15 protein-coding genes and 2 pseudogenes are annotated in these 25,104 nt (G+C 56.3%); 8 read left to right on the forward strand and 9 right to left on the reverse strand.

The window, feature by feature from the left end; translation table 11 throughout:
- Positions 1-749: 749 nt before the first annotated feature.
- On the reverse strand, positions 750-2,315 hold the full coding sequence (locus AB7535_RS39780; RefSeq protein ID WP_439037642.1) for a GH12 family glycosyl hydrolase domain-containing protein: 1,566 nt from the start codon (positions 2,313-2,315) through the stop codon (positions 750-752).
- A 398-nt stretch (positions 2,316-2,713) separates the two neighbouring features.
- On the opposite strand from AB7535_RS39780, the gene AB7535_RS39785 reads away from it, so the two are divergent.
- Both AB7535_RS39785 and AB7535_RS39790 read left to right on the forward strand, forming a co-directional pair.
- Complete coding sequence (locus AB7535_RS39785) at positions 2,714-4,003, forward strand: hypothetical protein (protein ID WP_439037643.1); 1,290 nt, start codon at positions 2,714-2,716, stop codon at positions 4,001-4,003.
- Between the two features lie 77 nt (positions 4,004-4,080).
- The gene (locus AB7535_RS39790) at positions 4,081-5,073 is read left to right on the forward strand and encodes a glycosyltransferase family 4 protein (RefSeq protein WP_439037644.1); all 993 of its coding nucleotides are present in this window, start codon (positions 4,081-4,083) and stop codon (positions 5,071-5,073) included.
- Between the two features lie 64 nt (positions 5,074-5,137).
- On the opposite strand, the gene AB7535_RS39795 is transcribed toward AB7535_RS39790, so the two are convergent.
- Entirely contained in the window at positions 5,138-6,211 is a 1,074-nt protein-coding gene (locus AB7535_RS39795; protein WP_439037645.1) for a glycosyltransferase family 4 protein, read from the reverse strand.
- Between the two features lie 196 nt (positions 6,212-6,407).
- Here AB7535_RS39795 and AB7535_RS39800 point away from each other — a divergent pair, with 196 nt between their 5' ends.
- The 5 genes from AB7535_RS39800 to AB7535_RS39820 all read left to right on the forward strand — a co-directional run bounded on the left by AB7535_RS39800 (position 6,408) and on the right by AB7535_RS39820 (position 12,536).
- Positions 6,408-7,244, forward strand: coding sequence for a WecB/TagA/CpsF family glycosyltransferase (locus AB7535_RS39800; RefSeq protein WP_439037646.1), 837 nt, complete (start codon positions 6,408-6,410; stop codon positions 7,242-7,244).
- A 7-nt stretch (positions 7,245-7,251) separates the two neighbouring features.
- Complete coding sequence (locus AB7535_RS39805; protein ID WP_439037647.1) at positions 7,252-8,343, forward strand: acyltransferase family protein; 1,092 nt, start codon at positions 7,252-7,254, stop codon at positions 8,341-8,343.
- Between the two features lie 77 nt (positions 8,344-8,420).
- A complete protein-coding gene (locus AB7535_RS39810) occupies positions 8,421-9,527 on the forward strand; it encodes an acyltransferase family protein (RefSeq protein ID WP_439037648.1) in 1,107 nt (368 codons plus the stop codon).
- Between the two features lie 109 nt (positions 9,528-9,636).
- Complete coding sequence (locus AB7535_RS39815; protein WP_439037649.1) at positions 9,637-11,211, forward strand: hypothetical protein; 1,575 nt, start codon at positions 9,637-9,639, stop codon at positions 11,209-11,211.
- Positions 11,208-12,536: an O-antigen ligase family protein gene (locus AB7535_RS39820; RefSeq protein ID WP_439037650.1), complete on the forward strand. Its 1,329-nt coding sequence runs from the start codon at positions 11,208-11,210 to the stop codon at positions 12,534-12,536. Before AB7535_RS39815 ends, AB7535_RS39820 begins: the two co-directional genes overlap by 4 nt.
- A 13-nt stretch (positions 12,537-12,549) precedes the next feature.
- Here the strand turns inward: AB7535_RS39820 and AB7535_RS39825 are convergent, their stop codons facing one another.
- The 6 genes and pseudogenes from AB7535_RS39825 to AB7535_RS39850 form a co-directional block, all read right to left on the reverse strand.
- Positions 12,550-13,341, reverse strand: a complete 792-nt coding sequence (locus AB7535_RS39825; protein WP_439037651.1) for a hypothetical protein — start codon at positions 13,339-13,341, stop codon at positions 12,550-12,552.
- A gap of 365 nt (positions 13,342-13,706) precedes the next feature.
- Positions 13,707-15,200 (reverse strand): undecaprenyl-phosphate glucose phosphotransferase, encoded by a 1,494-nt coding sequence (locus AB7535_RS39830; protein ID WP_439037754.1) that lies wholly within the window; start codon positions 15,198-15,200, stop codon positions 13,707-13,709.
- 620 nt (positions 15,201-15,820) lie between these two features.
- Positions 15,821-16,462: a DUF4339 domain-containing protein gene (locus AB7535_RS39835; RefSeq protein ID WP_439037652.1), complete on the reverse strand. Its 642-nt coding sequence runs from the start codon at positions 16,460-16,462 to the stop codon at positions 15,821-15,823.
- A gap of 736 nt (positions 16,463-17,198) precedes the next feature.
- On the reverse strand, positions 17,199-17,816 hold the full coding sequence (locus AB7535_RS39840) for a LabA-like NYN domain-containing protein (RefSeq protein WP_439037653.1): 618 nt from the start codon (positions 17,814-17,816) through the stop codon (positions 17,199-17,201).
- Positions 17,803-18,003: a hypothetical protein gene (locus AB7535_RS39845; RefSeq protein WP_439037654.1), complete on the reverse strand. Its 201-nt coding sequence runs from the start codon at positions 18,001-18,003 to the stop codon at positions 17,803-17,805. Before AB7535_RS39845 ends, AB7535_RS39840 begins: the two co-directional genes overlap by 14 nt.
- Before the next feature lie 1,926 nt (positions 18,004-19,929).
- Positions 19,930-20,588 (reverse strand): annotated as a pseudogene (locus tag AB7535_RS39850) (IS5 family transposase); the annotation flags it as partial.
- 168 nt (positions 20,589-20,756) lie between these two features.
- On the opposite strand from AB7535_RS39850, the gene AB7535_RS39855 reads away from it, so the two are divergent.
- A complete protein-coding gene (locus AB7535_RS39855) occupies positions 20,757-24,080 on the forward strand; it encodes an AAA family ATPase (RefSeq protein WP_439037655.1) in 3,324 nt (1,107 codons plus the stop codon).
- A 396-nt stretch (positions 24,081-24,476) separates the two neighbouring features.
- Here the strand turns inward: AB7535_RS39855 and AB7535_RS39860 are convergent.
- Positions 24,477-24,839 (reverse strand): annotated as a pseudogene (locus AB7535_RS39860) (transposase); the annotation flags it as partial.
- Positions 24,840-25,104: the final 265 nt, after the last annotated feature.

Below are 25,104 nucleotides of genomic sequence, written 5' to 3' on the forward strand. Positions count from 1 at the left end.
GAACGAGCGATATAATCGGATAAGTCGCTTCGGCCGCAAGGCGAACGGTGGCTCAGCTCCAATTGTCACTACCTGCGGGAGGCAAGTATGATGCAACGCGGTTAACGGTATCGCTTCATCGACGAAAGTGCAGATGGTAGTTACTACCCCGCCGTGCATCGACGCGGCGGCAATCTGGTGGTTCGAAGCGTCGCCTGCCCGGGGCAGCGCGAGTAGTAGATAACACCAGCGAGTTTTGGCGCCGTCGGTCATAACGGAGAAATTTTCATGAGGGACGTGAACGGATTCTCCGTAGTGCGTCATCCCATCGAAGCGACTTCCGCGCGCAGACCGCCAATACCCTGAAGAGTCACCATCAGGGTAGAGGGGAGGCGAATTGCGTTGAAGCGTCCGAGTTACCGATGTCGTAGACCTCTCGCGAGACGCTTGCTCGCTTGAGAGGGGCGACAACGGCCTAAGCCGCCTGGAACAGGCGGACTGCGCGGCAGCGAGCGGTCTGCCCCACTGCGCCCAAATTGCGACCTTCATCGTCTGTGATCACACGCGGGTCACCATCCTTGCGGCCGGCGCAGGATATCCAGAGAAGCGCTCGAGACTTCAAGAAATCACGCACTTGAGCCGCGCGATCATTGCTTGTCTTGAACGGAGGAGCAACTCTGCTACCTCTGACTGAGAATTCCTGGAGATCTCGATAGGCTTAAGAGCTCGATCGACGGTTTACCGGAAGCGGATCGTTGAGCGCGAGATCCTCAAGCGGCCAATAGGAAGGCGGCGTTCGTCTGCGCCAGTTGAAGAAGGTCCGCTCCCGAGTGCATGGTGGAATCCACGTGATAGTTCAGGAGGGTGTGAGCGGCGTCATACTGAGCCACAAGCACCGAGCCGTCGTCCTTTTGTATCAGACCGGTGACGCCGAGCGCGTTACCCGCTGCATCGCTGTGGCTGACAAATACGTCTCCGTTAGGGGCATGCTTGATGCTATCGACAAATGCGAGCGACTTGTTGAAATCGAACAATTTGATGAGCGGATCACCTACGTCGTCGGTCGAGACAAGTTTGTAACCGGTGAACGTTCCATTCGGATCTGTAATCGCTTGGTAAGGAGTGTTGCCGGCTGCCTGGCCGTGGGCATCGTATTGAACAACCGTTTTTGTGCCGTCGGCGGCTGTGGTCTCGATAGAGCTTCCAGTGACGCTGCCTGTGCTCGAATAGTAGACGGTCGTGACGTCTCCGGCGCTGCCGGTTTTAGATATCTCCCATCCTGTCAACGCGTGCGACCCACTGTAGTGCGCCGTTAGGGTTGACCCGTCGGCGTTTTGAATGACGCCGGTCAGGCTCTGAAAATTGCCATTAGCGTCGTGTGTCTCAGTAAAGACATTTCCGTTCGAAGCGGTGTTGATCGATTCAGTAGTGAGCAACGTTCGCTCGCTGTCGTACGTCCGAACAATTTGATTGCCGGCAGCGTCGGATGTCGTCTCGTGGTAACCGGTGAGGACTCCCAAAGAATTTGTTATGGGCTGAAGGTCGTCCGCACTCCCTCCGACAATCATTGTGCCGTTGCCTGATATCTCCTTGTGGGTGCCGTCAGTCGTCGTCAGCGAAAGATCAAGATTGTTGACGGTTAGAGATCCAGAACCTGAAATTACCTCGGATCCAAAATCGACGGAAGCGAGCCATTCCTTGTCGGAAACGACATTGAGGCTTTTGAGGCTATCGAACACCGATTTGATATCGATCGTACCCGCAGGGACATCTTTGTCCAAAATGAGCGCCGTATAGGTGCCCGTATGGTAGAATGTTCCCGAATACGCCCCATTGGAGTATTTGCCTATGGCATCTCCCCAGGGTTGGAAGCCATTGCCATGGGTCCATATCATGATCTCGTTTGTGACGGTTGATCCGTCGCCATTCGGCGCACTGGTCAACCAGATATCGAACGAGACATTGAAACCGGTTGTATCTCCCGAATAGGTCGTACTGTAGTCGGCGGTGAGAGCTGCGATGTTCCCCAACTGCATCGGAAAAGTGTGTGTCGTATCGGTCGCATTAACCGTATCGCCGTAAGGCGCGACGCCAAAAATGATGTCCGGATAGGCGCGGACCGGCGAGTACAGATCGGTGACGGTTGGGAACGACCATTGAAACGTGGTCCCTTCCGTCAGGTTATTCAAGTTGGACGTACTCTGAATCGTGTAGTCAACGCCATCAACGAGAGAGCCTGGATTCCAGGCATTGTTCGCAACATATACGCCATTCTTGACGATGGTCTTCTGACCACCGACCATATGGATCTCGTAACTCGAGCTTGGCGCGTCCATGAATCAAATTCCCACAAATGATGTGGGTCAACTTTTAGGACGAGGCCTGTTTCTGTCACTTTAAGCTGAAAGATAAAAGGCGGCAGGTCGCGCGGCAAAAACACGCTGGGGTGGCGCTTTCTTCAAGCAAACGTCCACCACGAGTTTACATTAATGATGCAACTGGACGAAAAATACTGGCACATGCAATACATGTTGAAATAAGCAGGAGTAGTTCAAGGTCGTCGGTCGTTAATTTCTAACGAATTCGAGGCCGATCGGGGCCCATCCCAAGTGATTGCGTTTTCAGTCGTAGTTGAAGACATCATCCCCAGCGGTTACCACCGATCCGATGTCCATCGCAGGCCGCCGTCGGCGCAGCTAGATTTCGTGGCCCTTGATCAGATCGAGACTGACGCATGAGCACCTTTTCCTGGAGTTCGACAAAGCTGTTGCGCTACGCGATCGCCGTCGTCGGGCCCGTCAGCGTGGCAGCGATCCATCTCGCGCTTTCCTTGCTTATGCTGCGAGTATTGTCACCTGCCGAATTCGGCGTTTTTACATTTTTGCTGGTAGCAGCTCAATTCAGCTGGGGCATTTGGAGCGCGTTGTTTTGTGCGCCTTTGCCAGTACTCTTGCTGGAAACTTCGATCGCCGAACAGCGCATCGGGATCAACGTTCTTAGGTGTATCAGTTGGATTGCCGCAGCGTTTTCGATCTCCGTTTTCTTTGTGGTTGCGGAGCGGCTCGGGCTGAGCACATCAGCGTCGATTTGTTTTGCCCTTTATGGCGCGGTCGCGCTTATTCGCTGGTTTGGGCGTTCTTTCGCCTATGTCCGCTGCCAGCAGCTAAGGGCGGTGGCGTCGGATCTGGCGTACAGCGTCAGTCTTCTCGCGATGCTTGCGGTCACGATCAGACTGCTTGGCTGGCCCCCCCAGATCGCCTGCTACTTTTCGATGTTGGTTGGCGCCATAATCGGGGTGGTGCCGATCGGGAAAGCGTATTTTTCGCTGCACGTCGGCGAGGGGTGGGGCGATGCATTTGCCCGGTACCGGCTGATTTGGAAAGATCAAGCCAGATGGGCATTATTGGGTGTGTTGACAACCGAGGCCACCGCAAATGCACATGTCTACATCGTCACTTTGTTGCAGGGGCCCTCTGCATTTGCACCAATTGCCGCAAGCTCTCTGTTGATGCGCCCGATTAACGTCGCTCAGAATGCACTTACCGATTTTGAGCGCCCACAGATGGCACGATTGATCGCAGGAGGACAATTTTCCGCCGTCAGACCGTCTCTTGTGTTGTTCCGTGCCGCGCTTGCGGCGATTTGGATTGCCACCGTTCTGATCAGCGTCGTCATCTTTCTGTGGTTGCCACGTCTATTGTTCCCGCCGACCTATGATTTGGATTACGTAGCAACTGCAACCGTGCTCTGGACCGTATTCGCCGCACTTCGTCTCCTGCAAACGCCGGAGAGCGCGCTCCTCCAGGCCGCGGGAGAATTCAAGGATCTTGCAATGGCTAGCGTTTATTCGTCGATCGGGAGCGTCGGAGCCGTTTGGATGTTGGTGATGTTCGCCGGCCCTCTGTGGTCCATCGCCGGCCTGTGTCTTGGAGCAATCATTTATCTTGGAGCAACCCTCTATTTTGCTCGAAAATGGTTGAGAGAAGCCAGTCGTTTAGAGAGAGCGGCCGAATGCAACGGATAGTTATGATTGCCCCCCATTTCCCGGAATACTCTTATTTGCTGTCTAGGGCCCTGTCGGAACAATCCGACGTTCGATTGATGATCGATCAGGCTGCCCTGATTTCCGAGTATGAAGGACGATCGCGTCCCGCTGCGCCCCGGGTCGAGGTCCAGCAAACCAACCTCGTCTCAATTCGCGATTTGTGGACGCTCCTGATCGGCATCATTCGGTTTAGGCCTACGGTGATACACTGGCAGGAGCCAAGCGGATTTCGGAAGGCGGTCTTAGCCGCTATTGTAGTAACGCTGGCGCGACGATTTGCGGTTCTCGCGCTTACCATCCATGATCCTGTCCCTCACATGGGTGGGGATCACGCGATCGCTAGGAGACTAGCGCCGCTTCGTCGATATACGCGACGAAGTGTTCACCATATCTTTGTCCACGGCCTCTCATGCCGCGAGCAATACCTTGAGGAGTACCTCCCGGCACCGCATCGCGATGACCGGGTTCATATCACGGAGCATGGGATCATCCTTGCGGGAGAAAAAATTTCCAGCCCAACAGGTCCGTTTTCGATGCTGATGTTCGGTCGAATGGAGGCCTACAAGGGATTGGAGGTACTGTGCGAAGCCATGGAGATTTTCCTCCGGGAGGGCGGAGAGGGTACATTGCATATCGCTGGTGCTGGCCCCGAACTGGATCGACTCGAAGGGCGCTTCCGTTCTCTGCCTTCAGTCGATGTGACCAATCGCTTCCTTCCGGCTGCCGAGATTATCGTCAAGATGGGCGCGTGCGACGGCTTGGTGTTGCCATACCTCAGCGCGACCCAAAGCGGCGTGCTGTCAGCCGCCTTCGCGAACGGGAGGTTTGTCGTCGCAAGTCGCGTTGGCGGCATTGTTGATGTGGTTCAGGATGGCGTCAACGGGCTCCTGGTCGAACCGAACGACGCCGGTTCTTTGGCGCGGGCATTGAGGCGCCTCTCAGGAGACCCTGGATTGCGCGAGCGGCTACGGGCAGGGGCGCTGGAAACCGCCCGTGCCCGTCTCGATTGGTCCAAAATAGCTGCGAAAATGATCGCTGAATATCAATAACGCCATCAGCACGAACGGGTTGTGTCTGCTGAAGTTTCTTTCCACTCGGCCTACGAGCACGCTTCTAAGTTGGGCTCCGTGTGGGTTGCAGTGATTCGAGCAGTAGCATTGCTGCCGAGGGCCACGCAAAATCCGCTCTCACTTGTCCGGCGTGCGCCGCTGCGCGGGATCTGATGTCAGCCAAGGTGCAGGTGGTTAGATGTGCGACGGCGTCTTCCACGGGCTGTAGGCGGCTCACAAGCAACCCGTCATAGTCCGAGATCATGGATCTGGCGCCAGCCAGATCCAGCGCTAGCGGTAACGTGCCCGAAGCCAACGCCTCAAGGACGATGAGCGGATAGGAATCCACTTGCGAGAGGTGCACAAGCACGTCCGCGTTGCGGAGTTGGCCCATCAATTGTTCAGGCGTGGCCCACCCAAGCAGGCTGACATGCTCGGAGAGGCTCTTCTCCTCAATACTTTTTCGCAGCGAAACGCGCGTTTCCTCGTCTGCACTGCCGACGATCTGCGCCGAAAAAGTCACGCCAGCCTCTCGAAGACGCGCACAAACATCGATCATCAAAAAAGTGCCCTTCGCAACGGAAAGCCTGCTCGCATGTATGAGCCGCAGTTCACCCGACGGAAGCTCTAAGTTGTCGGTGTTGGCTGGCGCAGAGATCGGCTCAAGGACCTCCGGCGGTAAGAAGGTTCGGATGAGCGACCGTTGGACGTTCGATGGGAGAGCTATTTCGCTTTCCTGGGTTCGCGATAGCAACGCAATCCGATCGGCTCTTGACAGAATTAGCCGAGATATCGTCCGCAAGGTCGAATTGCGCTGTGACTTCCAATTCAAGCCCAAATGCGGGGTCACGACGGTTTCGTAGCCCAGTGCCTTGGCAACGAGAATGTAGATCAGATCGGGGAGATTCACATACTGGATCCAGGCCACAGCATTGCCCCGAGCGCGGGAGGTGATGAGGCGCAACACGCCGAGCACAAATGCAGGAAGCCGCCGCAATGACAAATATGCCGTGCTGGTCCACAGACGTTCGATCCGGAGTTCGGGGCAAATTCGCTCCATCGAGATTTTGGCTCGATCGCAAAACGCCTCGACGCCTCCCAAGTGATCGCACGTGCCACCAATGACGAGAATTCTCATCGCGGCAGCGCCTCAGCCGCGGGTTGGTTCGGCCTACTAAATGCAAGCTTCTGGTGCGGAAAACTCATGTCATGTGCCTAAAAATATCTTTAAAGTGCCGCATTTTTGCCCTCCGCGGGCGATTGACGTACGAATCGCCGATTGTTATCAGAAACTTTAAAGATTTATTACTTTTCTCTTTTGTGATGGTGAAAATTTGCATTCAATCAGCTTGCTGGAAAAAGTTCGCGTATTCGGCAACGGCAAAGATTGTATAGATTGTCTGAATTCAGTCAGAGCCAGCCCGGCAATTGTTTCATTCTTGAATGCGCACGCTTTCAACTTGTCCTGCCGTAATCCCGCGTTTTATAGCGCGTTGATGGCTTCGGAGATCGTGCTGCGAGATGGCATCGGTACCGAATTGATCATGCAGGCGGCCGCACTGAAGGCGGGTGTTAATACCAATGGCACTGATCTAATTCCTGCGGTTCTTCAGTCTCGGCCGGGAGCGCGAGTTGCCGTCATAGGAACCAGAGAGCCTTGGCTTTCAGCGGCTTGCGCGCGAATCGAGGAGTTTGGCGCAAACGTCGTGCTTCGCATCGATGGCTTCAAGGATGTCGGCGCCTATGTCGAGGAGGTTGCGTGCGCGGCTCCGGATATCATCTTGCTCGGCATGGGAATGCCAAAGCAGGAATTCGTCGCCGTGGAACTCGTCAAGCACCTCGATCGGCATCCGTGTTTGATATTGAACGGCGGAGCGATACTTGATTTCCTCGCCGATAGGTTTCCACGCGCGCCTGAAGGCCTCAGACGCTTTCGCATGGAATGGCTCTTCAGGCTGCTTTTGGAGCCAAGGAGGTTGTGGCGCCGCTACATCGTCGGCGGCGTGATCTTCTCTACAAAGATAGTTCAAGTTGCTTGGGTTAGCCGATTAAACCTACGGGCTAAGGTCAGCGGCTCATCAGAGATCGCAAGCAGTAACCCTGATCATGCTAATTCTAACTCCCGCGGACAAGGCCGTGGCATAGAGCCGGGCAAATCCGAAGCCGCGTGAGAATGTAATGTCAGAAGGCAGGGTGAAGTCCGGCAATTCGATCCAATCCGTCCAGGTCATGCGCGGGTTAGCTTCCGTGAGCGTGGTGGCGTTTCACGTAGGTCTTATCATGGCCCATGCTGAATATGGCGGATTGCACCCGTTCGGATGGATCGAGGCGGTCGCGAGCCGCGGATGGTTTGGCGTGAATTTCTTTTTCGTGCTGAGCGGGTTTATCATCTTTCTCGCTCACGCAAGCGACATCGGCAAGCCGCGTCAACTGACGACGTATCTGTGGCGGCGGTTCTCGCGCGTCTATCCAGCCTATTGGGCGTTTCTGACCTTGTTTATTGCCGCAGCTGTCGCTGGCGTGGGAAAGATCAACTTCGGCATCACTTGGGGCGACCTTCTCTCGTCCTACACACTTCTGCGATGGGTAAATGAGCCATCGCTGCCGCTGAAGGTCGCCTGGACCCTCCTGTTTGAAGTCTTGTTCTACTGCATTTTTGCAATTGCGATCTTGAACAGGGCGGCCGGTGCCGTCGTACTCGCCTGCTGGTTCGTCGCGATCATGATATCGTCTTTCTTGCTGCACAGCCTAGATATGGGCTGGATGAGCATGTGGAACATCAACTTCTTCTTCGGGATGCTGGCCTATCTTGCTTACAGGCAGCTTCCGGATTGGTTGGGTTTGCCGATCGGCACACTGGGAATCTTCCTGCTTGTCGCACTGGCCCCGCGAGCGGCATACGAATCCATCGAGGCTCAGCAGGGGTTGCCCAAGGATTTGATGGCGCTCGGAGTTCCGTTTTTTCTAATCCTGCTCGGCTTCGCGCTGGCCGAGCGAAGGCATGGCTTTGTTCCGAGCTGGCCCCTATTGGTGCTTGGCGAGGCATCCTATGCAATCTACCTTGTTCATTCGGCGGCCATATCGATTCTTTGTCAGATATTCTTTCGTTTTCAGATCGGACAATCGTCGCCCAATCTTGTTTTCTGGTTCATATTTCCGGCCGCGGTCGTTGCCGGTGTGTTGGCGCACTTCTTGATCGAGCGGCCTCTGACCCAACTCATTCGTCGCGGAAAGCCTGAAGGCGCTCAGCTAGCTGCAGGCTTCAGGTGACGTATCGGCTCGGGTCTCGGTCCCGCGGCCCAATGCATCGGCCAGCGCTGGACCAAGACGGCACGAAGCAGAATGACATGCGTGTAACCGGCAAAATTCATCACCTGCAGGCGCTCCGTGCGATCGCGGCTTCGCTCGTCGTCGCCGATCATGCCTTGGAGTATCCCATACGCAGGCAACTTCTCGGAGAGCACAACTACGCGCTTGCCTGGATGCTAGGCTGGGTCGGGGTTGCTGTTTTCTTCGTGATCAGCGGGCTCATTATGGTCCGTAGCTCGTACGATACATTCGGCGACATCCAGCAGGCGAGGCGGTTTGCTGTTCGACGCGTCCTGAGGGTCGTACCGCTATACTGGCTGGCGACCTCGGTCTTTCTGGTTGTTTCCGTGGTGCGGACGAATGCTTTCAACCCCGTAGAGCTCGTTAAGAGTCTGCTCTTCGTTCCATATCTATCGCCGGGGGCGTCGGGCATGAGGCCGATGGTAGGACAGGGATGGACTCTCAACTATGAGATGATGTTCTACGCGATATTCGCTCTCTCGTTGACACTCAGAAGAGGCTTAGGCCTCGCCTGGATATTCGTCGTCTTCGTCGCCTTGGTGGTTTGCCATGTGATCTTCTGGCCGCCGTTCCCCTATTCGGACCCGGTCACTCCTGTTCAGTTCTGGAGCGATCCCATCATTCTGCTGTTTGCTCTGGGAATGGTCATCGGGCTGCTGGAGCAGAGCGCGCTTCGGCGGCGTGCAGTGCCTCATCCCATCGCTTGCTCTCTAATTCTTATAGTCGCCTGCGGAGGCGCGTTCATAGCGCTCGGTGGAGCCTTCCCATTGCCGATGTCCTGGCAGATTCTTTTTGCCGCGATGGCGGTGTGTACTGTCTATATTTGCACCAACGCTGTCACAGCCGCGCCTGGCAGGGTCGAACAGGTACTTGAGACCGCCGGCGATGCGTCTTACAGCACCTACCTCATTCATCCACTCGTCCTGATGGTTTTCGCGACCGTCTGGGGCCTGCTGCCGCGTTCGATGCAACATCCGATGGCGTTCTTAATCGCCTCTATCTTACTGTGCAACTTGACGGGATATCTGGTGCATCTTTCGATCGAGCGCCCTTTGGGCGAAAAACTCCGTCATTTTGCGGAGCGCCCGCGAGATTTGCCGAAGCGTGCCCGACTGTTAGCCTAACCGGAGGGCGCTTACCATTTGCAGAGACCGTTGTGGCTCCTCCGGTTGGGGCATGGTAAATGCATGGGCATGATGAATTGAGAAATCCGGGCTAAACTCCAACCCGCAAGTGAGAGACGATTCCTGGGATTTCCTCACTCTAACTCAAAGCTTATCGAGCGATCAATTTCGTAAACGTCGTAACGACGCGGGGCAAGTTCCCGACAAATTCGGCAAAGGTTGCAGCATGGATATAGGTCAGTTTGACAGGATGATCGGACAGCGCACATCTGGCCTGTTCAGCCTCGTTTGGCGCAATTTCGTTCTGTTTATTGCCCTATCGGCAATTGCTTTTGCTGGTCTTTTGTCGGCAATTTTTGCCCTACAACCAAAGTACGAAGGATTAGCGCTCGTCTTTGCCAGTCAAAGCAGCACACAAGATGCAAGCGGGACGCCCCAGAAGGTTCCCACAAAGGGCGCGTCTCTCGTTCGGATAGCTGAGAGTGACGAGGTCATCCATTCCGCGATTGAATCGGTCGGAATGGACACGCTTTTCGATCACACGCCGACGATGCCGGACTCAATTTTCACTCGCCTGAGGCAACATTTCTTCGCAGGTGACACGTTACCGCCGGCAAGCCTCGATAAGCTCGATGCTGCTTCGTTCCAACTTCGGAATGGCTTGTCCATCCAAGCTGAGCCCAACAGCGATGTGCTGCGAATCTCGTTCCGGGATAGACGCCCGCTCGTGGCCGCGGCTTTCGCAAACGCGATTGCGCGCTCGCTGATCGATCGTTATCTGGAATTATACAGCAGCCATAGCGCTTCGGAATTCTTCACGCGACAGAAGCAACGCTTCGACGATCAGCTGAAGGAGGCTGCGATGTCTGTGAATGAATTCGCGGAACGGACACAGACCTATTCGGCCGATGAGCAGCGCAAGTTGCTGCTGCAGCGTCAAAGCGACTTGTTGAATTCGATGGCTAGCACGCGCGGATTAATCGCACAGAAAAACGGCGAGCTGAAAGACATGCTCGATCAACTTCGAAAGCTCGCTCCCGTCACGCGTTCTCCCTACCTCTCATCGCTGGTCGATAGCTTCAAACCGGACCGCCCGCAGGTTGGGCCAGCGCAGCCGCCGGCATCGAGCCAATTGAGTGCTCCTCGTTCCGGTTCCGACGTCAGCGATAATCCGCCGCTTTTGATGATCCAGGTCTACCAGCAGTCGATGGTCAATCTATTCAAGATAAACTCGGAACTCGTAGGCGCAGTAACCCTCGAGAAGCAACAGGCGGCGGAAGCCGTGGCGATGACGGAACAATTGAACAAACTATCGGATAATGAACGGGAGTTTCTGGTGAGGAGGCGCGCGCTCGATCAAGCGGTGGCGAACTCGGACCTATATTCGCGCCGAATGGTCGAAGAGCAAATCAATGCCGAACTCTCAGCGGCGAAAATTTCGCCGCTGAAAGTTTTGCAACTAGCGACGGTCCCGCTTCGTCCGATATTTCCAAAGTACACTCTGGCCATCGGGTCGGCTGCAATCGCCTCGCTCTTGCTCGGCTTTGCGGGCATCCTGCTGTTTGGAAGGAAGGGCCTCAAGCTCTCGGGTAATAAGTCTGACCGCAACCAGGTCTTCAACCTCGAATCGTCAGAGGAATTTAGCCTGACGTCGCTGGATCGCGTGCGAGACAAGGTGTCTTGAGCTTGTCAGCCGCTCGTAAATTCGAAGTCGCTCCGTCTTTTTGGGGACAATGGATTGTCTGCGCCGCATTGTTTGTGGCCTGGGTCGGCTTTACTCCGGTCTTCATTTTCGGCGAAGGCGATATTCAACTTGCCAGCCTTGAAGCGGGGGGCGGTGACCTCGCCAAGCAATGCACTTTCGCGGCTCTTTTTGCCCTCGTCGTGTGGAGGGTGTGGTACGAGGAGGGAGTGGAGAGCCTTGGCAGCGTGCCGGCATGGCTCGCCATGGTTTTGTTGTGGTGCTTGGTAAGCGTCGTCTGGGCCGTTGACCCGATGATCGCGGTGAGACGCGTCCTGCTGCTCGTAATGGTTACTGTAGCCATTTCGCTCGTTGTTCGGCGCATGACTGCCGCAGAGTTTCTGAATGCGCTCTTCATGATTTCGGTAGCCATACTATTCCTGGACTGGGTCGCATTGCTGGTGTCACCCAATGGCGTTCACACAGCGGCAGGGCCAGATGTTGGATTGATCGGAGACTGGCGAGGGGCTCACATTCACAAGAACGAGACCGGCGCGTTTACCGCGATCGCGACCATTGTGTTCATCGACAGAGCCATGCGAGATCGATCGTTCCTGGTCTGCCCGCTGCTTGCATTGCTCTCGGTCTGCTTCCTGATCGGAACGGGATCAAAGACCTCTCTTGGCCTGCTCTTCGTGGCGATTGCATTCGGTGTTCTCGCCGCGATGACGTGGCCATACCGCCGGCTTCGGCTTGTTGTCTGCTCTTTGGCCATCGTCTGCGTGCTCGGATTTCTGAATTTCTACAACCGTGAGATATCCGAACTGCTGAGTAAACTTGACGATCCTGGCGCCTTTACCGGCCGGCCTCAAATATGGGCCATCGCCTCATCCTATTTTGTTGATCACCCGTTTCTAGGGGCTGGCTACGGTTCGTTTTGGGCGATCGGCAAAGCCAGTCCGGTTTTTCAATACGCCGACGGTTGGGTCGCTGAGCAGATTGACCACACCCACAATGGCTATCTCAACATCGCGATCCAAGTCGGCGCCGCAGGCCTTGTTTTGACATTAATCGCTGCGGTAATAATGCCAGCGAAGGAACTTTTTTCAGCCGAACGCCTGGGAAGAGACCGATTTGTTCTGACTGCGTTGTTGTTCTTTATCGTTTTTCGTGACTTTCTCGAAGATTCGATCGTCGATCGCTCCAACCCATGTTGGATCATCCTCGTCGGCGTCGTGGCTCTCGTAAACCGCGAGACAGTAGTTGAGACTTATAGAGCAATCCAAGAGCGTTACCGCCGCTTGCGTGTGGTGCAAGCTATTCCGTAGCGCGCGGGGCGCCTCATCTCGTATACGTCACCTCGATCGAATGAAAGAGCGCGGAACCTGATTTTCTTACCGGCTCGACACCCGTAGCCAATCCATTGAAATACTCTTCGCCCGTCAGATAGATCTTCCCTGTTGTCTGATTCACCGACCTGAGCCAGTTGAGAAGAGCCTTCACATCGAAAGTTGAGGCCAGTTGATCCGATCCGTCGCTCGGACAAAACAGGTAGTAGGGAGTTTTGAAGAAATTCGATTGCTGACGTGTGACTGCCCACCTGACGGATGGACTGCTTCCGATGGCGGCGGACTCATAGAGTCCCAATGATTCCAAAGTCGCCATGAAACGCCGTGCCGATGGCGTGGCGTGGAGGAATACTTGGATTTCGCACGCCATCGTCGCTTCGGTCGATGAGCCGGATGTGTAAAGAAAGAGGTCCAACGCCACGTTCGCGCTGTCCGAAGGTGCCGAGTAGCCGATATCGGCTTCGTGAATTAGTGCCGATATCGCTTTTATCCTGCTCGGTGGGACTTGGGCGGGTGTAATCGTATTGAGGTAGTTTCCGTAATCGATGGCGTTCCAGCTCTTTACGCTGTCGTTCGCATTGTCAGGCCATTTCCATCGCAGAATCGTGCCTTTGGGAAAGCTTTCGGGAAGAAGCGTGATTGTCTGAAGTCGATCAGCCGACGCGTCGTTCACTGCCTGAAAGGCCAAAAAGTGACCCGAACTGTATTCCTGCTTGCTTGCCCCTCTTAGATCGGTCAGCGTGATTTCACCGAGCTGGGCCGGTGGTAAGCCTCCGGAAGACACCTCGGCGACTACTCGACCGGGGCGTGCAAGCAGGGGGCTAGTCGCTGCCCCCAGGATGATCGAACGTCTATTAAATAGGGGGCACATCGCGCGGTCATTCTTTTGAATTTGGATGCAATCCGAGATCGAACGCTGACAAATCCGAGCTCCTGAAACTAGAATCCTTGCTTAGCTAAGGTGTACTGCGCACTCAAGCGTTCGGTCTACCGAAGGGCTATCTACGAGTATCATCTCTACTTCCGGCCTCGGAAGCGCCGCCAATGCGCTCTCCATTGCCCACGCAATGTGCGCTTCCTGATAACTAATCATCCTGGCGCGCGTCTCGAGAAATTCACTGATTGGCGGGCCCTGACACGTCGCGATGCTCAATAGGCGTTTCGCGCGCCCGCAACCTCAAAGGCTGTCTTGAACAGAATCTTCAGGTCCAACAACAGGTTCCAGTTGTTGATGTACCAGAGATCGAGTTCCACTCGGCGCTGCATTTGTTCGATTCGAGGCGTCTCGCCCCGAAATCCATTCACCTGAGCCCAACCGGTGATGCCGGGCTTGACGTGGTGGCGAAATGCGTAGTCTGACAGTATTTCGCCATACTGGATATCATGCACAAGAGCATGCGGTCGTGGTCCGACCAGCGACATTTCACCCTTCAGAACGTTAAAGAGTTGCGGAAGCTCGTCGACGCTCGACTGGCGCAAGTGGCGACCTACCCGCGTTACTCTCCGATCGAATCGCGTCGCCTGGACAACCTTGTCGCTGTCTTCGACCACGGTCATGGTGCGGAACTTCAGTATCCTGAATTGCTTCGTGTTAAATCCGTTTCTCCGCTGTCGGAACAGAACCGGTCCTGCCGAATCCAATTTGATTGCAATCGCAGCTAAGAGCATAGGCGGCCATAGCAACACGAGCAGCGCCACGGCACCGACGATGTCCAATGCGCGTTTCAAGAACTGCTCGAAGTGGCGGAGGGGCCCGCGTTTGATTTCAATCGCGGAGTAGGGCTTCGCGGCTAGGGTCAGGTCCCGTGTGATGTCTCGAACAACCCGGTCCGGGATCAATTGAACGGGAAGCGGGGAGGCCCGCATGCGGTCGCGTACGAGTTCAAGCCTCCGCGACTCATTCCAGGCAATTGCCAGTACAATCCTTTCCGCTCCTTTCTGCCTCGCGCTCTCCATAGCCTGATTGAGCACGCTCATCTCACTGAAGCTCAGCTGCATCATCGAGAGGCTGTGGCTTGGGAGAGTTAAGCGGTCGATCTCGGTTAAGCCGAAATCCCTCAAGAGCTGATCGCCGTCCAAAGTCGCCAACTCATCCCGTGATCCAACGAGGACAGCTCGACGACCAGCTAGCAGACCTCCGGTCACGGCCCCCCTAACGACGCGCGTGACAGCCCAGCGCGCACCCATTAACAGCGTCGCCGACAAAGCGACGAAGCTGATAATCGACCCCCGCGAAAAGATCGCGCCAACCTTGAGCAGGAACGCCAGAAAGGTGAGCAGAAGCCCGACGATAAGCCAACGATTGATGATTCTTCGATAAGCGGGGCGCGACGAAACGATTGAGCCGAGTTGGTAGAATCCAGCCGCGTGCGCCATCCACAAATAAAGGATCGCCGCAATGCTTCCCGACAACGCAAAGGCATCGAAATTATTGACAGCGCGGCTTGAGAACGCTTGATAAATTGAGCAGCCTAGAATGCTCGACGCCGTAATGACTAAAAAATCGACTGCGGCGCAAAAGCACCCTGCTGCCGCTGGGGGAAATCGGAGTCGAAACTCCCTGGTTGCAAAGCCAATTTGATCAAGAGAGGGAACTGTCCGATCCGAGGCCAATTTACCATTACTATTTGACATAAAAAACACACTCAAAAAACGGCACGAAAAGCACGCCGCTAGCGGTTTTGCTGCAAAATTAACCTCATATCAACTAATCTCTGATTGCGGCGCAACAATGACTCCGCCTTAGACTGAAGTCGTGCGGATTGGCCGTGGTTTTTATTCACCTGAGGTGTGCTTGCATCACGCCGCCTCCCATCCCCCAACAGCTGTTGGCAAGCACTCTGAGTGGTGAGCGTGCGCGTCAGCAAACTAGACGGGGCGGTCTCTTGTCTGCTTCTGATTGGCGACTGCGGAAAAGGCGACAGCCGCACCAAGGTGATCGCCCATCTGGCCCCCGCTGAGAGCCTCTCACGTTAATCGAAGTTTGGCTTGAAAGCCCTAAGACTTGCCGTCCACAACGGGTTCAGCGACGCATGGAGCCCAAAGCTTCGCATTTGCCGGCATATGCGTGAGAGTGAGCCAAAAGAGCGTCGTCGAGCACACTCGAAATCAGCGGTTATCGAGAATGAGGTCCGCCGGCTACCAAGTGAGAATTACCTAGCTTAGAAGCGGGGCACGCGCCTGCCCGTTCTCGACCGAAATGGTAGTGAACCGTCGCGGGCCGTGGGGAGTACAAAGAATGACGCCCTGGCTCGGATGCTGAATTATACGCTTCCTTGTGACTGCCGTTCGCTATCTCTAGAGATCTGCTGTGCGGCCTCGAGAGCAACTCGGAGTCTGTCGGCCAATTTGTTCAGGTAGCTCTTATCGCGGGCATGAAAAACAACACTTGCGCCGTTCCGTAGTACGACCTTCAAGTATGAATTTGATGAAACATCGATGACATTGTACAGAGCAAAGATCATTCCGACGACTGTGAATATAGCAATATAGAACGGCCCATCTCGTGGCTCCCGAATGTGAATCAATGCAGGTATTAGGAGCACTGCGCCGAACGCTAAGCACGTCAGCCCGCCCACGGGCGTCTCCGTCTTTACCGAAATGTCGCGTATCATGCTTAGGAGAAATTCCTGGCCGTCCAGCTGAGCTTCGCCATTACTGATGGTGAGGTTTTGATCAAAGTATGTAGTCGAAGCCGGTTGAGGATTAGGGGGGAGTGCCGCTAGAGGCTGCGCCGGTGCGGTGGGAAAAAGATCGGAGAGACGTCTCCAAGTCCCGAGTCCTTGTTTCCACACGTATCCGGTCGGTCGAAGTTTTCCCGTGGCGCGCATCGACCTCAACTCTTCAATTGTTATTGGTCCGACTTGATTTCCGTCTTGCCAAACGAACCATTCCGCGATCGACATGGCTCCCCCACGGAAACGACATCAAAGAAACCATATTGGATTATGCAACTATGAGCGTCTAGTCTCGAAAGCGGGACGCCGCTGCCACCGCTGGATACGAGCCGTCGGTTGTTTCCCAGGTCAGCATTCCCGGAGGCCGGCGCTAGCCATTTCAATTCTGGCCAATTCGTCAGACGACCAGCGCGCCAAGAAATGCCGCTCCGAACCATCGATGTTACGTAACGGATCAAGGTTTGCATCACTCCCATCTGCAGTCAGGAGAGCTTAGAACGCCGCCTGTTGTTCGCCGCGGAATGCGGATACTTTAATTGTCACGAGGTCGGTCAAATTAGCACCTGCCACGTACCTCGAGCTTGAGGGAGAAGATAACCGTCAACTATGTCCGCGCTCAGGTATCAGAGGTCATTTCATGGTTTCTATCGAGCATGTGAACAGAATCGGGTGCACCATGACAAATGATGCGCAGGACGACCATTTTTTTTGCCATTGCAACCTGGAGCGTCACGATCTCTTGGGCGAGGCACCTGTACCCGCTAGCTCTCGCGGGTTATGCGTTCGCTAAGCGGAATGCAGCCGCTTGGTATCATTACCTCCGTGCTTTTCTCAAACGCTAGGGCCAGCCGCACGCTATACCTGCCTCGGGTGGCGTCGACCCAAACAAGCCGATCGCGCGGCGTGTCTTTTGGGCGCAATGCAGCAAAACCTTGGGCCAACGGGCCCACAAGGCAAACAGGGTTCAATCGTGAGGGGCATTCCCCTTCGGTTCTTGCAGGAACTTTGGCGGATAACCGCGGCCCTCGCCGCGATCACGTGGGGCGGGGCGCTCGGACGGGTCGCGGCCGAGCTTGGATTGCAGCTCGACGAGGTCGGTGAAGACGTCGGCCTGGCGGCGCAGCTCGTCGGCGATCATCGGCGGCTGGCTCGCGATGGTGGAGATCACGGTGACCCGGACGCCGCGGCGCTGGACGGCTTCGACCAGGGGGCGGAAATCGCCGTCACCCGAGAACAGCACCATTTGGTCGATGTGCTCGGCGAGCTCCATGGCGTCCACGGCGAGCTCGATGTCCATGTTGCCCTTGACCTTGCGGCGGCCGGAGGCGTCGATGAACTCCTTGGTCGCCTTGGTGACGACCGTGTAGCCGTTGTAGTCGAGCCAGTCGATCAGCGGGCGGATCGAGGAGTACTCCTGATCCTCGATGATCGCGGTGTAGTAGAACGCCCGCAACAGCGTCCCGCGGCTCTGAAACTCCTTCAGCAGGCGCTTGTAGTCGATGTCGAAGCCCAGAGTTTTCGCCGTCGCGTAGAGATTGGCCCCATCGATGAAGAGCGCGATCTTGTTTTCAGGGGACGCCATTGTGCTGTTCGCAGAAGTTAAAGTGATGAATTGAGAGTAGAAGGATTTGCTCGCTAAGGACGAATGGGCGGCGCGCTTTCTGGACATAGTCACGGGAGACGATGAGCGCCAGATAGAGCAGCTTGAGTGGTTTGAATTCTGCTTGGAACCCAGCCCGCAGACCGCTGTTGTCTGTCAAAATTGTCATTGTCACTTTCCTGTTTGAGGTTGGTCGTGCCATGACGTCTGGCAATTTTGCTCTATACGAACTCTCCATCAGAAAACGGGGCCGCGCATGGCGGTGGTGTGTCTCAGATAGATGCGGAAATCTTCTGGTGGTTGGAAGGGAACGCAGCCGCAACACGGCGCAATACCTTGCCGCTAGAGCCCTGTTCCAGTTGTTGTTGACTGCCCCGTATCGCGATCTAGAGAGATCTTACTCTCCTCGGTCGCTGCGCGGCAATCGACATGATCGTCAGGAGGGGTTTCGACCGAGGTGACCGAGAGGCTCTCTTCCCGAGAGGACGTAGCAATTCAACGATTATCGCGAGGCGATCTTCGACTTCCTCACCACAACCGCCCCGTGCAAGTCCCACTTCCATGGAAGTCGTGGGTAACCGCGCCTCTGGGCGATTCGTTCGCTTATTAAGAAGTTTTCGCTTTTCCGTTAGGGGGCGGATGGTTGATGCCCTCCGCTATGGCTTGTTGGAAAGAGGGTTGACCCGATCCACCGATACGCTTCCGGCTGTCACCGGGCCTTGGAGCGGCATTGTGGGGTTTGCCGGAAACAACACGTACTCCCAAGTGGTGCGAACAAACACATCCGGACAGGTAGGAAAGCGTGCGAGCGCGGCAACAACCACAATCTATATTGCACGTTCGGTTGGACCGATCTGGCGGCTGGGATGCTGATCGTCGGTTCGATCGTGTCGGTTGAGTAATTTCCAAAGGAGAAAAGCAAGATAGGATGGACCCAAGGGGTGCCCGATGGCAAGGCCAAAACGGTTGGTATCGGCCCGCACCAGCCGGCGGAGGCGGCGGTGCAACACCGGGACAGCTACTTTTTCGAATGGCAACAAAACGGTTCTTTGAACGGCCCTAGTCTTTACCCCCTCGCACGGTATTGACGCGGCGCAGGTACTGGCACCCCAGGCCGTTGCCGGTAAAAAGTTCTTCATCGTCCATGTTGATAGTCAACCGTCGAACTGCGGCGTCATCGGTATCACAGATGGGGTCAACCAGGGCTGCCCAAGGTTCGCTGGCGCAGGAAACGTCGGGCTGGTTCAGCAACGCAGGTGGCATTTGGGTGAATGGCTCTAACGTCGGCTCCGACCCGAGTATGGTTTCTGGGCGATGGCCGGCCTCCGCATCGATGCTAGCAGCAAGCTCGCTTGGTTCACTGTCGATGGTGTCAACTTCTATGGATCGAGCGGAACGGCGCGGACGGCTGCTAACGTGGCTGCGGGCTCGGACGGCTTTGACTTCGCTACGGCTGTGTCCGCTTCGACGTTTTATGCAGCGGTCGGGGCCATGGAAAACACCGGACAGGGCTACACAATCCAAAGCGGGTTGCCGGCGGGTTGGACTATGCCGTCCGTTTATAGTTTGTTTGTAGCCACGAGCGTTGGTCCGATCAAACCGATACGCTTGCGGCTGTCACCGGGCCTTGGAGCGGCATTGTGGGTTTGCCGGAAAGCGATGTGCGGAAACGCTTTATAGCCTTTGCGACACGGCGTCGTATGCGCCTCTCTGCTAAACTTAGGCCTTAGGCTCGTCCGGAAAATCGAAGCTGAAAATAACGAGTGCGAAAACTCCGACGATCAGGAGCGCAACGCATAGCGCCGCGATTCCGTAGGGCCACACCGCTGATCTCCTCTGGGAAAAACGAAGCCGACGCGCCGAGTATGATGGCGCGCCAACTCCGCCATGCTGAACCCGGACAGGGCAACTCGTCCGGCTACGATAGAGTAACCGGGCCGCCGAATGGCGCAATCGAAGCATGGAATTAAGCTTGAGCGGTAGGGTAAACGCGGACGCTAGGTTTCAAGTGGCTGGATAAGCCAGATCGCCATCCAAATCACCAATGTCCTGGTCTCGCATTGGTTAAGGAGCTCCTGCGGACTAAGCACCAAAGGCGCGATCGGCCGATCCTGTTGAAGAACCGCTCGACCTGGTTGCGAGCACGATGGAGATAGGGGCTGAAGCAGATCGGATCGCTGCGGTTGGTTTTCGGCGGGATGTTGGCCCACGCGCCCTTCTTCATGGCAAGCTCCCTGATCCAGTCTGCGTCATAGCCACGGTCGGCAAGCAGCATTGACCCGGATTTCAGGCGAGACAGCAGTTTTCCGGCAAGTCGAACGTCATGGGCCTCACCGGGGCTCAGCGCCAGCCGTACCGGCAGACCATTGCCATCGACCACCGCATGGATTTTGCTCGTCAAGCCGCCGCGGGACCTTCCCATCGATTGGCACTGGTTCGTTGTGATGCAGGCTCCATGCTGATGCACGCGGACAATGGAAGTGTCGATCATCTGGACAGCAGCATCCCGGGCAGTGGCAAGCGCTTCTATGATGCGGCTCCAAACACCGGCCCGCCGCCACCTGACGAAGCGGTTGTAGCAAGTAGTGTAAGGGCCAAACGCCGTCGGCAGATCACGCCAGGGTGCTCCTGATCGGAGGACCCAGAAGATGTCATTCAGGACCGTCTGTCGTTCACCCGAGGAACGCCACGCGGCTTGTTCGGCAGCAACGGCTTGATGGCGGACCATTCATAGTCGGCGAGTTCGTAGCGCATGATTCGAGCCCCCAGTTCGAGAGTTTGAATCACGGCATCTCTGCCAAAACTCTCGAAAAATGACCGGACATGCAACCTCGCGGCGGGCGCTGGAATAAGTCGGCGCGCGTGGTAGACTTTCGGTCCTATCGGTCCAGAGTGGGTTGCACAAAATCCGGAGGGGCCGCGATGCAGCAAATTGCCGACTGGCTCGAAAAGCTCGGAATGTTCGAGTACGCGCAGCGTTTTGCTGAAAACGGGATTGGTTTCGCAGCACTTCGCCATCTGACTGATCAGGACCTTAAGGACATCGGCGTGCTGCTCGGGCATCGGCGCATAATGCTTGCGGCTATCCAGGAGCTTGGGAGCCCTGCCGTAGCTGAACGCGTTACGGCCGAGTTGAAGCCCCAAGATGCCGCCGAACGTCGCCAAGTCACTGTTATGTTCTCGGACCTTGTGGGTTCAACAGCACTTTCAGCACGCATGGACCCTGAAGACCTACGCGAGATCATTTCCGCGTATCAGAATTGCGTCGCCGACATCGTGCAGCGGTTCGGCGGCTTCGTTGCGAAGTATATGGGCGATGGGGTACTGGTGTATTTCGGGTATCCGCAGGCGCACGAAGACGATGCGGAACGGGCCGTCCGGGCGGGGCTGGAGTTGGTGGCTGGCGTAGGTGCTCTGAAGATTCGTGCGCCCCTGCAGACGCGTATCGGCATCGCAACGGGACTGGTGGTTGTCGGCGACCTCATCGGGTCCGGCGCTTCTCAGGAGCACGCCATAATCGGTGAAACGCCAAACCTTGCGGCACGTTTGCAGGGCGTTGCTGAGCCGAACAGCGTCGTCATTGCGGAGAGTACTCGGAAGCTGTTGGGCAATCTGTTCGAGCTTGAAGAATTTGGGCCGAAAGAACTCAAAGGTATCTCAGGCGCCGTAGGGGCATGGGCTGCGTTGCGGCCGGCTTCAGTCGAAAGCCGCTTCGAGGCCTTGCACGCGAACGGATTGACCGAGCTTGTTGGGCGGGACGAAGAACTCGAACTCCTGTTGCGACGCTGGTCCAAGGCAAAGAGTGGTGAAGGCCAAGTAGTGCTGCTCTCCGGCGAGGCTGGTATTGGCAAATCGCGGCTTACGGCGGCGCTGCTGGAAAGCATCGCTAACGAGCCGCATACCCGATTGCGCTATTTCTGCTCGCCGCAGCATACCGACAGCGCTTTTTATCCGATCATCGGCCAGATGGAACGGGCAGCACGATTTGCGCATGACGACGCGCTGGAAACAAAGCTGGACAAGCTCGATACAGTATTGGCGCAGACTTCAACCTCTTTGGAGGATACGGCGCTATTCGCCGACATGTTGTCGCTGCCGAAAGACGGACGCTACGCGGCGCTCGACATACCCTCCGAACAGCACCGCCAGCGGACATTTGAAGCGCTCGGGTCACAGGTGGAGGCATTGTCGCGCTCCACACCTGTGCTAATGATCGTCGAGGACGCACATTGGACCGATCCCACGAGTCAGGAAGCTTTCAGCGGGGTCGTTGACCGGCTTCGGACCTACCGTGTGCTGTTGATTGTGACGTTTCGTCCAGAGTTCGAACCGCACTGGCTCGGGCGGCCCTACGTCACTGCTCTCACCCTCAATCGGCTGGCGCAGCGCGAAATCGAGACGGTGATTGATCACATCGTGGGCAACCAGCTTATCTCGGCGAGCGTGCGGCAGGACATCATTGAGCGCACGGACGGGATTCCCCTTTTCGTGGAGGAGATGACGAAAGCGGTCCTGGAGACCAAGAGTGAGGGCGAAGCGCGGCGAACTACTACAGACAATATTCCGTCACCTGCGGCGGCGGTCCCCGCAAGCCTGCACGCCTCGCTTATGGCGAGGCTCGACCAGCTCGGGCCCGCCAAGGAGGTGGCCCAGATCGGTTCCGCGATCGGGCGAGAGTTCTCTCACACCCTGCTTTTTTCCGTTGCGAGCAAGCCGGAGCCAGAGTTGGCATCCGCCTTAGACCGTCTGATCTCCGCTGGCTTGTTGTTCCGGCAAGGTGTGCCTCCGTATTCCAGCTATCTATTCAAGCACGCGCTGGTGCAGGACGCTGCCTATGGCACGCTGCTGCGCCGAAGACGGCAAGAGTTGCATGCACGAGTTGCCACCACCTTGGAGCAGCATTTCGCAGATCTGGTCGATCGGCAGCCCGAGATACTGGCCCATCATCTGACGGGTGCCGGACAGGCGGAACGGGCCTCTGATCAATGGCTAAAAGCGGGCCAGTTTGCGGCTTCCCGCTCCGCGTATGCCGAGGCGGTCAGTCATTTCGATCGTGGTTTGTCCCTGCTGCCATCTCTCTTGGATGCGCAGCGCGATCGGCAGGAGATCAAGCTGCAACTCGCTAAAGGCGTGTCTCTAAGTAACGCCAACGGCTTCTCCTCGGCCGAAGCAGCAAAAGCGCACGCTCGTGCGCACGAGCTTTCCGATAAGATAGGGGACATCGATTCTCAGTTCACCGCGATATGGGGGTTGTGGACTTTCCGACGCACGTCGGATTGGAATGCGGCGCGCCAGCTTTCAGATAGGCTCCTGAGCCTGGTCGAAAAGAGTAATAATGTCGGCCTTCGGCTCGAAGCTCATCATACGGGTTGGACAACACATTTCTTCTGCGGCGAACTTGCTCCGGCGCAGGAACATTGCGAGAAGGGCCGAACCCTTTATGAGTTCGAGCAGCACCGGACGCACGCACACATCTACGGCCACGACCCCGGAGTCTGTGCAGGAACGCTAGGTGCCTGGAGCGCCTGGCTGCTCGGCTACCCTGACACGGCGCTCGCTCGCGTGAATGACGCGTTGGCGCTTGCGGAACGGGTGAACCATCCCTTTAGCCTTGCTATGGCGCATCTGCATGCGTCGATATTGCACCAGTTCCGACGTGACTCAGCTTCGGTGCTGCAGCGCATTGAGAGCGCAGAGACCCTAGCGGCTGAGAAGCGCATTGCCTTGCCGCTCGATCCACGAGTCCTCCGCGGCTGGGCGTTGTTGGCACCGGATAGGATTGAGGCGGCGATTGCCTCCTACCACGCCGCGCTTGCTGATCCGGCGAAGCAAGGCACGATCCAGTACGCTCCCTATAGCTTTGCGCTTTTTTGCGAGGTGCTTTGTCGCACGGGAAACTACCCCGGCGGAGCCGAAGCCCTGACGGGTGCTGCTGCCATTGCGGAACAAAGCGGCGAGCACTGGTGGGATGCGGAAATCTCTCGGCTGCGAGGGTTGGTGGCATTATCTCGCGGCCAGCTCGGAGGGAGCAAATGGCTGTTGAAGTCCCTACAGACCGCTCGGCAACAACGGGCGAAATCACTTGAGCTCCGGGCAGCGACGAGCCTTGCCCGCTTATTGCGCGATGAGGGCAAACGCACCGCGGCACGTGATCTTCTGGCTCCGGTTTACGGCTGGTTCACTGAAGGGTTCGACACGCTCGATTTGAAAGAGGCCAAGGCGTTGCTCGATGACTTGGCGTCGTGAACCAGTCCAATGGTCTAGCGACTTTCGAGCTTGGCCCATCGCGACATATTGCGCTGCCGCACGAAGTCGGTTGCTTATAGGGGCAAAGCAGATATTGCCTTAGTCGCATCACGCCACCGGGTTTATGGGTACACGGCCTTCTGTAATGGGCCCGATGATGTCAAGCCTCCCGAGTGAACGTCACGCCGCCGAACTCATGCTTCTGTCCGTGGTCAACGCCTGGTCGCCACATCATGCTGTCAGAGGGAGCGGTGAGCCTATCTAGATACGCGTGGTTCGTCAGATGACGGCCACTGGGCGTGTAACGGCTTCACCGGATCCACCGTCCCGGCGACGGGACTTCGGGCACCGGGCTTCAGTTCAGCCCGGTTGCGTTCTTGATCTCCTCCACGTCTTCTATGCCGCGATCGGCCCCGCTTCGGTCCATCGGTAAGTTGTGCCGTCGACCCAGATCCGATGCAGGATCACTGCGAGCTTACGTGCCAGAGCGACTTTTGCGCGCTTCGAACCTCGCCGCTTGGCGACGTCCATCCCCCAACGCTTGAGTTTTGAGAACCGCGTGATGCGCGATAGCAGAACGTTGGCAGCCTCATACAACACCGTGCGCACTATCTCGTCTCCGGCCAGCGTGATCCCGCCCGTGACGTCCTTTTCTCCTGATTGGTATTTCTTTGGCGTGATCCCGAATAGCGCGCCTGCTGCCTTCGATTTTACGATGCGATGAGGATCATCAATCGCCGATTTGTAGGTGACGGCGATTTGACGCCGACCGTCCGAGAGCAACTTGTAACTTCGCACCGCACCATGCTTGACTTGATAGACATACACAGCGGGCTCTTTTTCACCGAAGATTCCGGTGTCTTTTCGGTATTTAAATTCGCTGAGGCCGATAATTGATACGCACAAACATCGGTCATTCCTCTTCCACATCAAATCCTTTGAATAATCCTTTGCCACCAAGTCGTTCGATGAGCGACCATATCATTCCATGTCCCTTAGATCATTGTACCAAAGGACAAGGTCA

Origin of the sequence: Bradyrhizobium sp. 956_D2_N1_4 (assembly GCF_052076025.1) — a bacterium.
In the GTDB taxonomy this organism is placed as follows: Bacteria; Pseudomonadota; Alphaproteobacteria; order Rhizobiales; family Xanthobacteraceae; genus Bradyrhizobium; species Bradyrhizobium barranii.

What these genes read in the sequence shown, in the direction of transcription:
- AB7535_RS39780 (WP_439037642.1), bottom strand. Translation starts at nt 2,315, where the DNA reads ATGGACGCGCCAAGCTCGAGTTACGAGATCCATATGGTCGGTGGTCAG.
- AB7535_RS39785 (WP_439037643.1), top strand. Translation starts at nt 2,714, where the DNA reads ATGAGCACCTTTTCCTGGAGTTCGACAAAGCTGTTGCGCTACGCGATC.
- AB7535_RS39790 (WP_439037644.1), top strand. Translation starts at nt 4,081, where the DNA reads ATGATCGATCAGGCTGCCCTGATTTCCGAGTATGAAGGACGATCGCGT.
- AB7535_RS39795 (WP_439037645.1), bottom strand. Translation starts at nt 6,211, where the DNA reads ATGAGAATTCTCGTCATTGGTGGCACGTGCGATCACTTGGGAGGCGTC.
- AB7535_RS39805 (WP_439037647.1), top strand. Translation starts at nt 7,252, where the DNA reads ATGTCAGAAGGCAGGGTGAAGTCCGGCAATTCGATCCAATCCGTCCAG.
- AB7535_RS39810 (WP_439037648.1), top strand. Translation starts at nt 8,421, where the DNA reads ATGCGTGTAACCGGCAAAATTCATCACCTGCAGGCGCTCCGTGCGATC.
- AB7535_RS39835 (WP_439037652.1), bottom strand. Translation starts at nt 16,462, where the DNA reads ATGTCGATCGCGGAATGGTTCGTTTGGCAAGACGGAAATCAAGTCGGA.
- AB7535_RS39840 (WP_439037653.1), bottom strand. Translation starts at nt 17,816, where the DNA reads ATGGCGTCCCCTGAAAACAAGATCGCGCTCTTCATCGATGGGGCCAAT.
- AB7535_RS39845 (WP_439037654.1), bottom strand. Translation starts at nt 18,003, where the DNA reads ATGACAATTTTGACAGACAACAGCGGTCTGCGGGCTGGGTTCCAAGCA.
- AB7535_RS39855 (WP_439037655.1), top strand. Translation starts at nt 20,757, where the DNA reads ATGCAGCAAATTGCCGACTGGCTCGAAAAGCTCGGAATGTTCGAGTAC.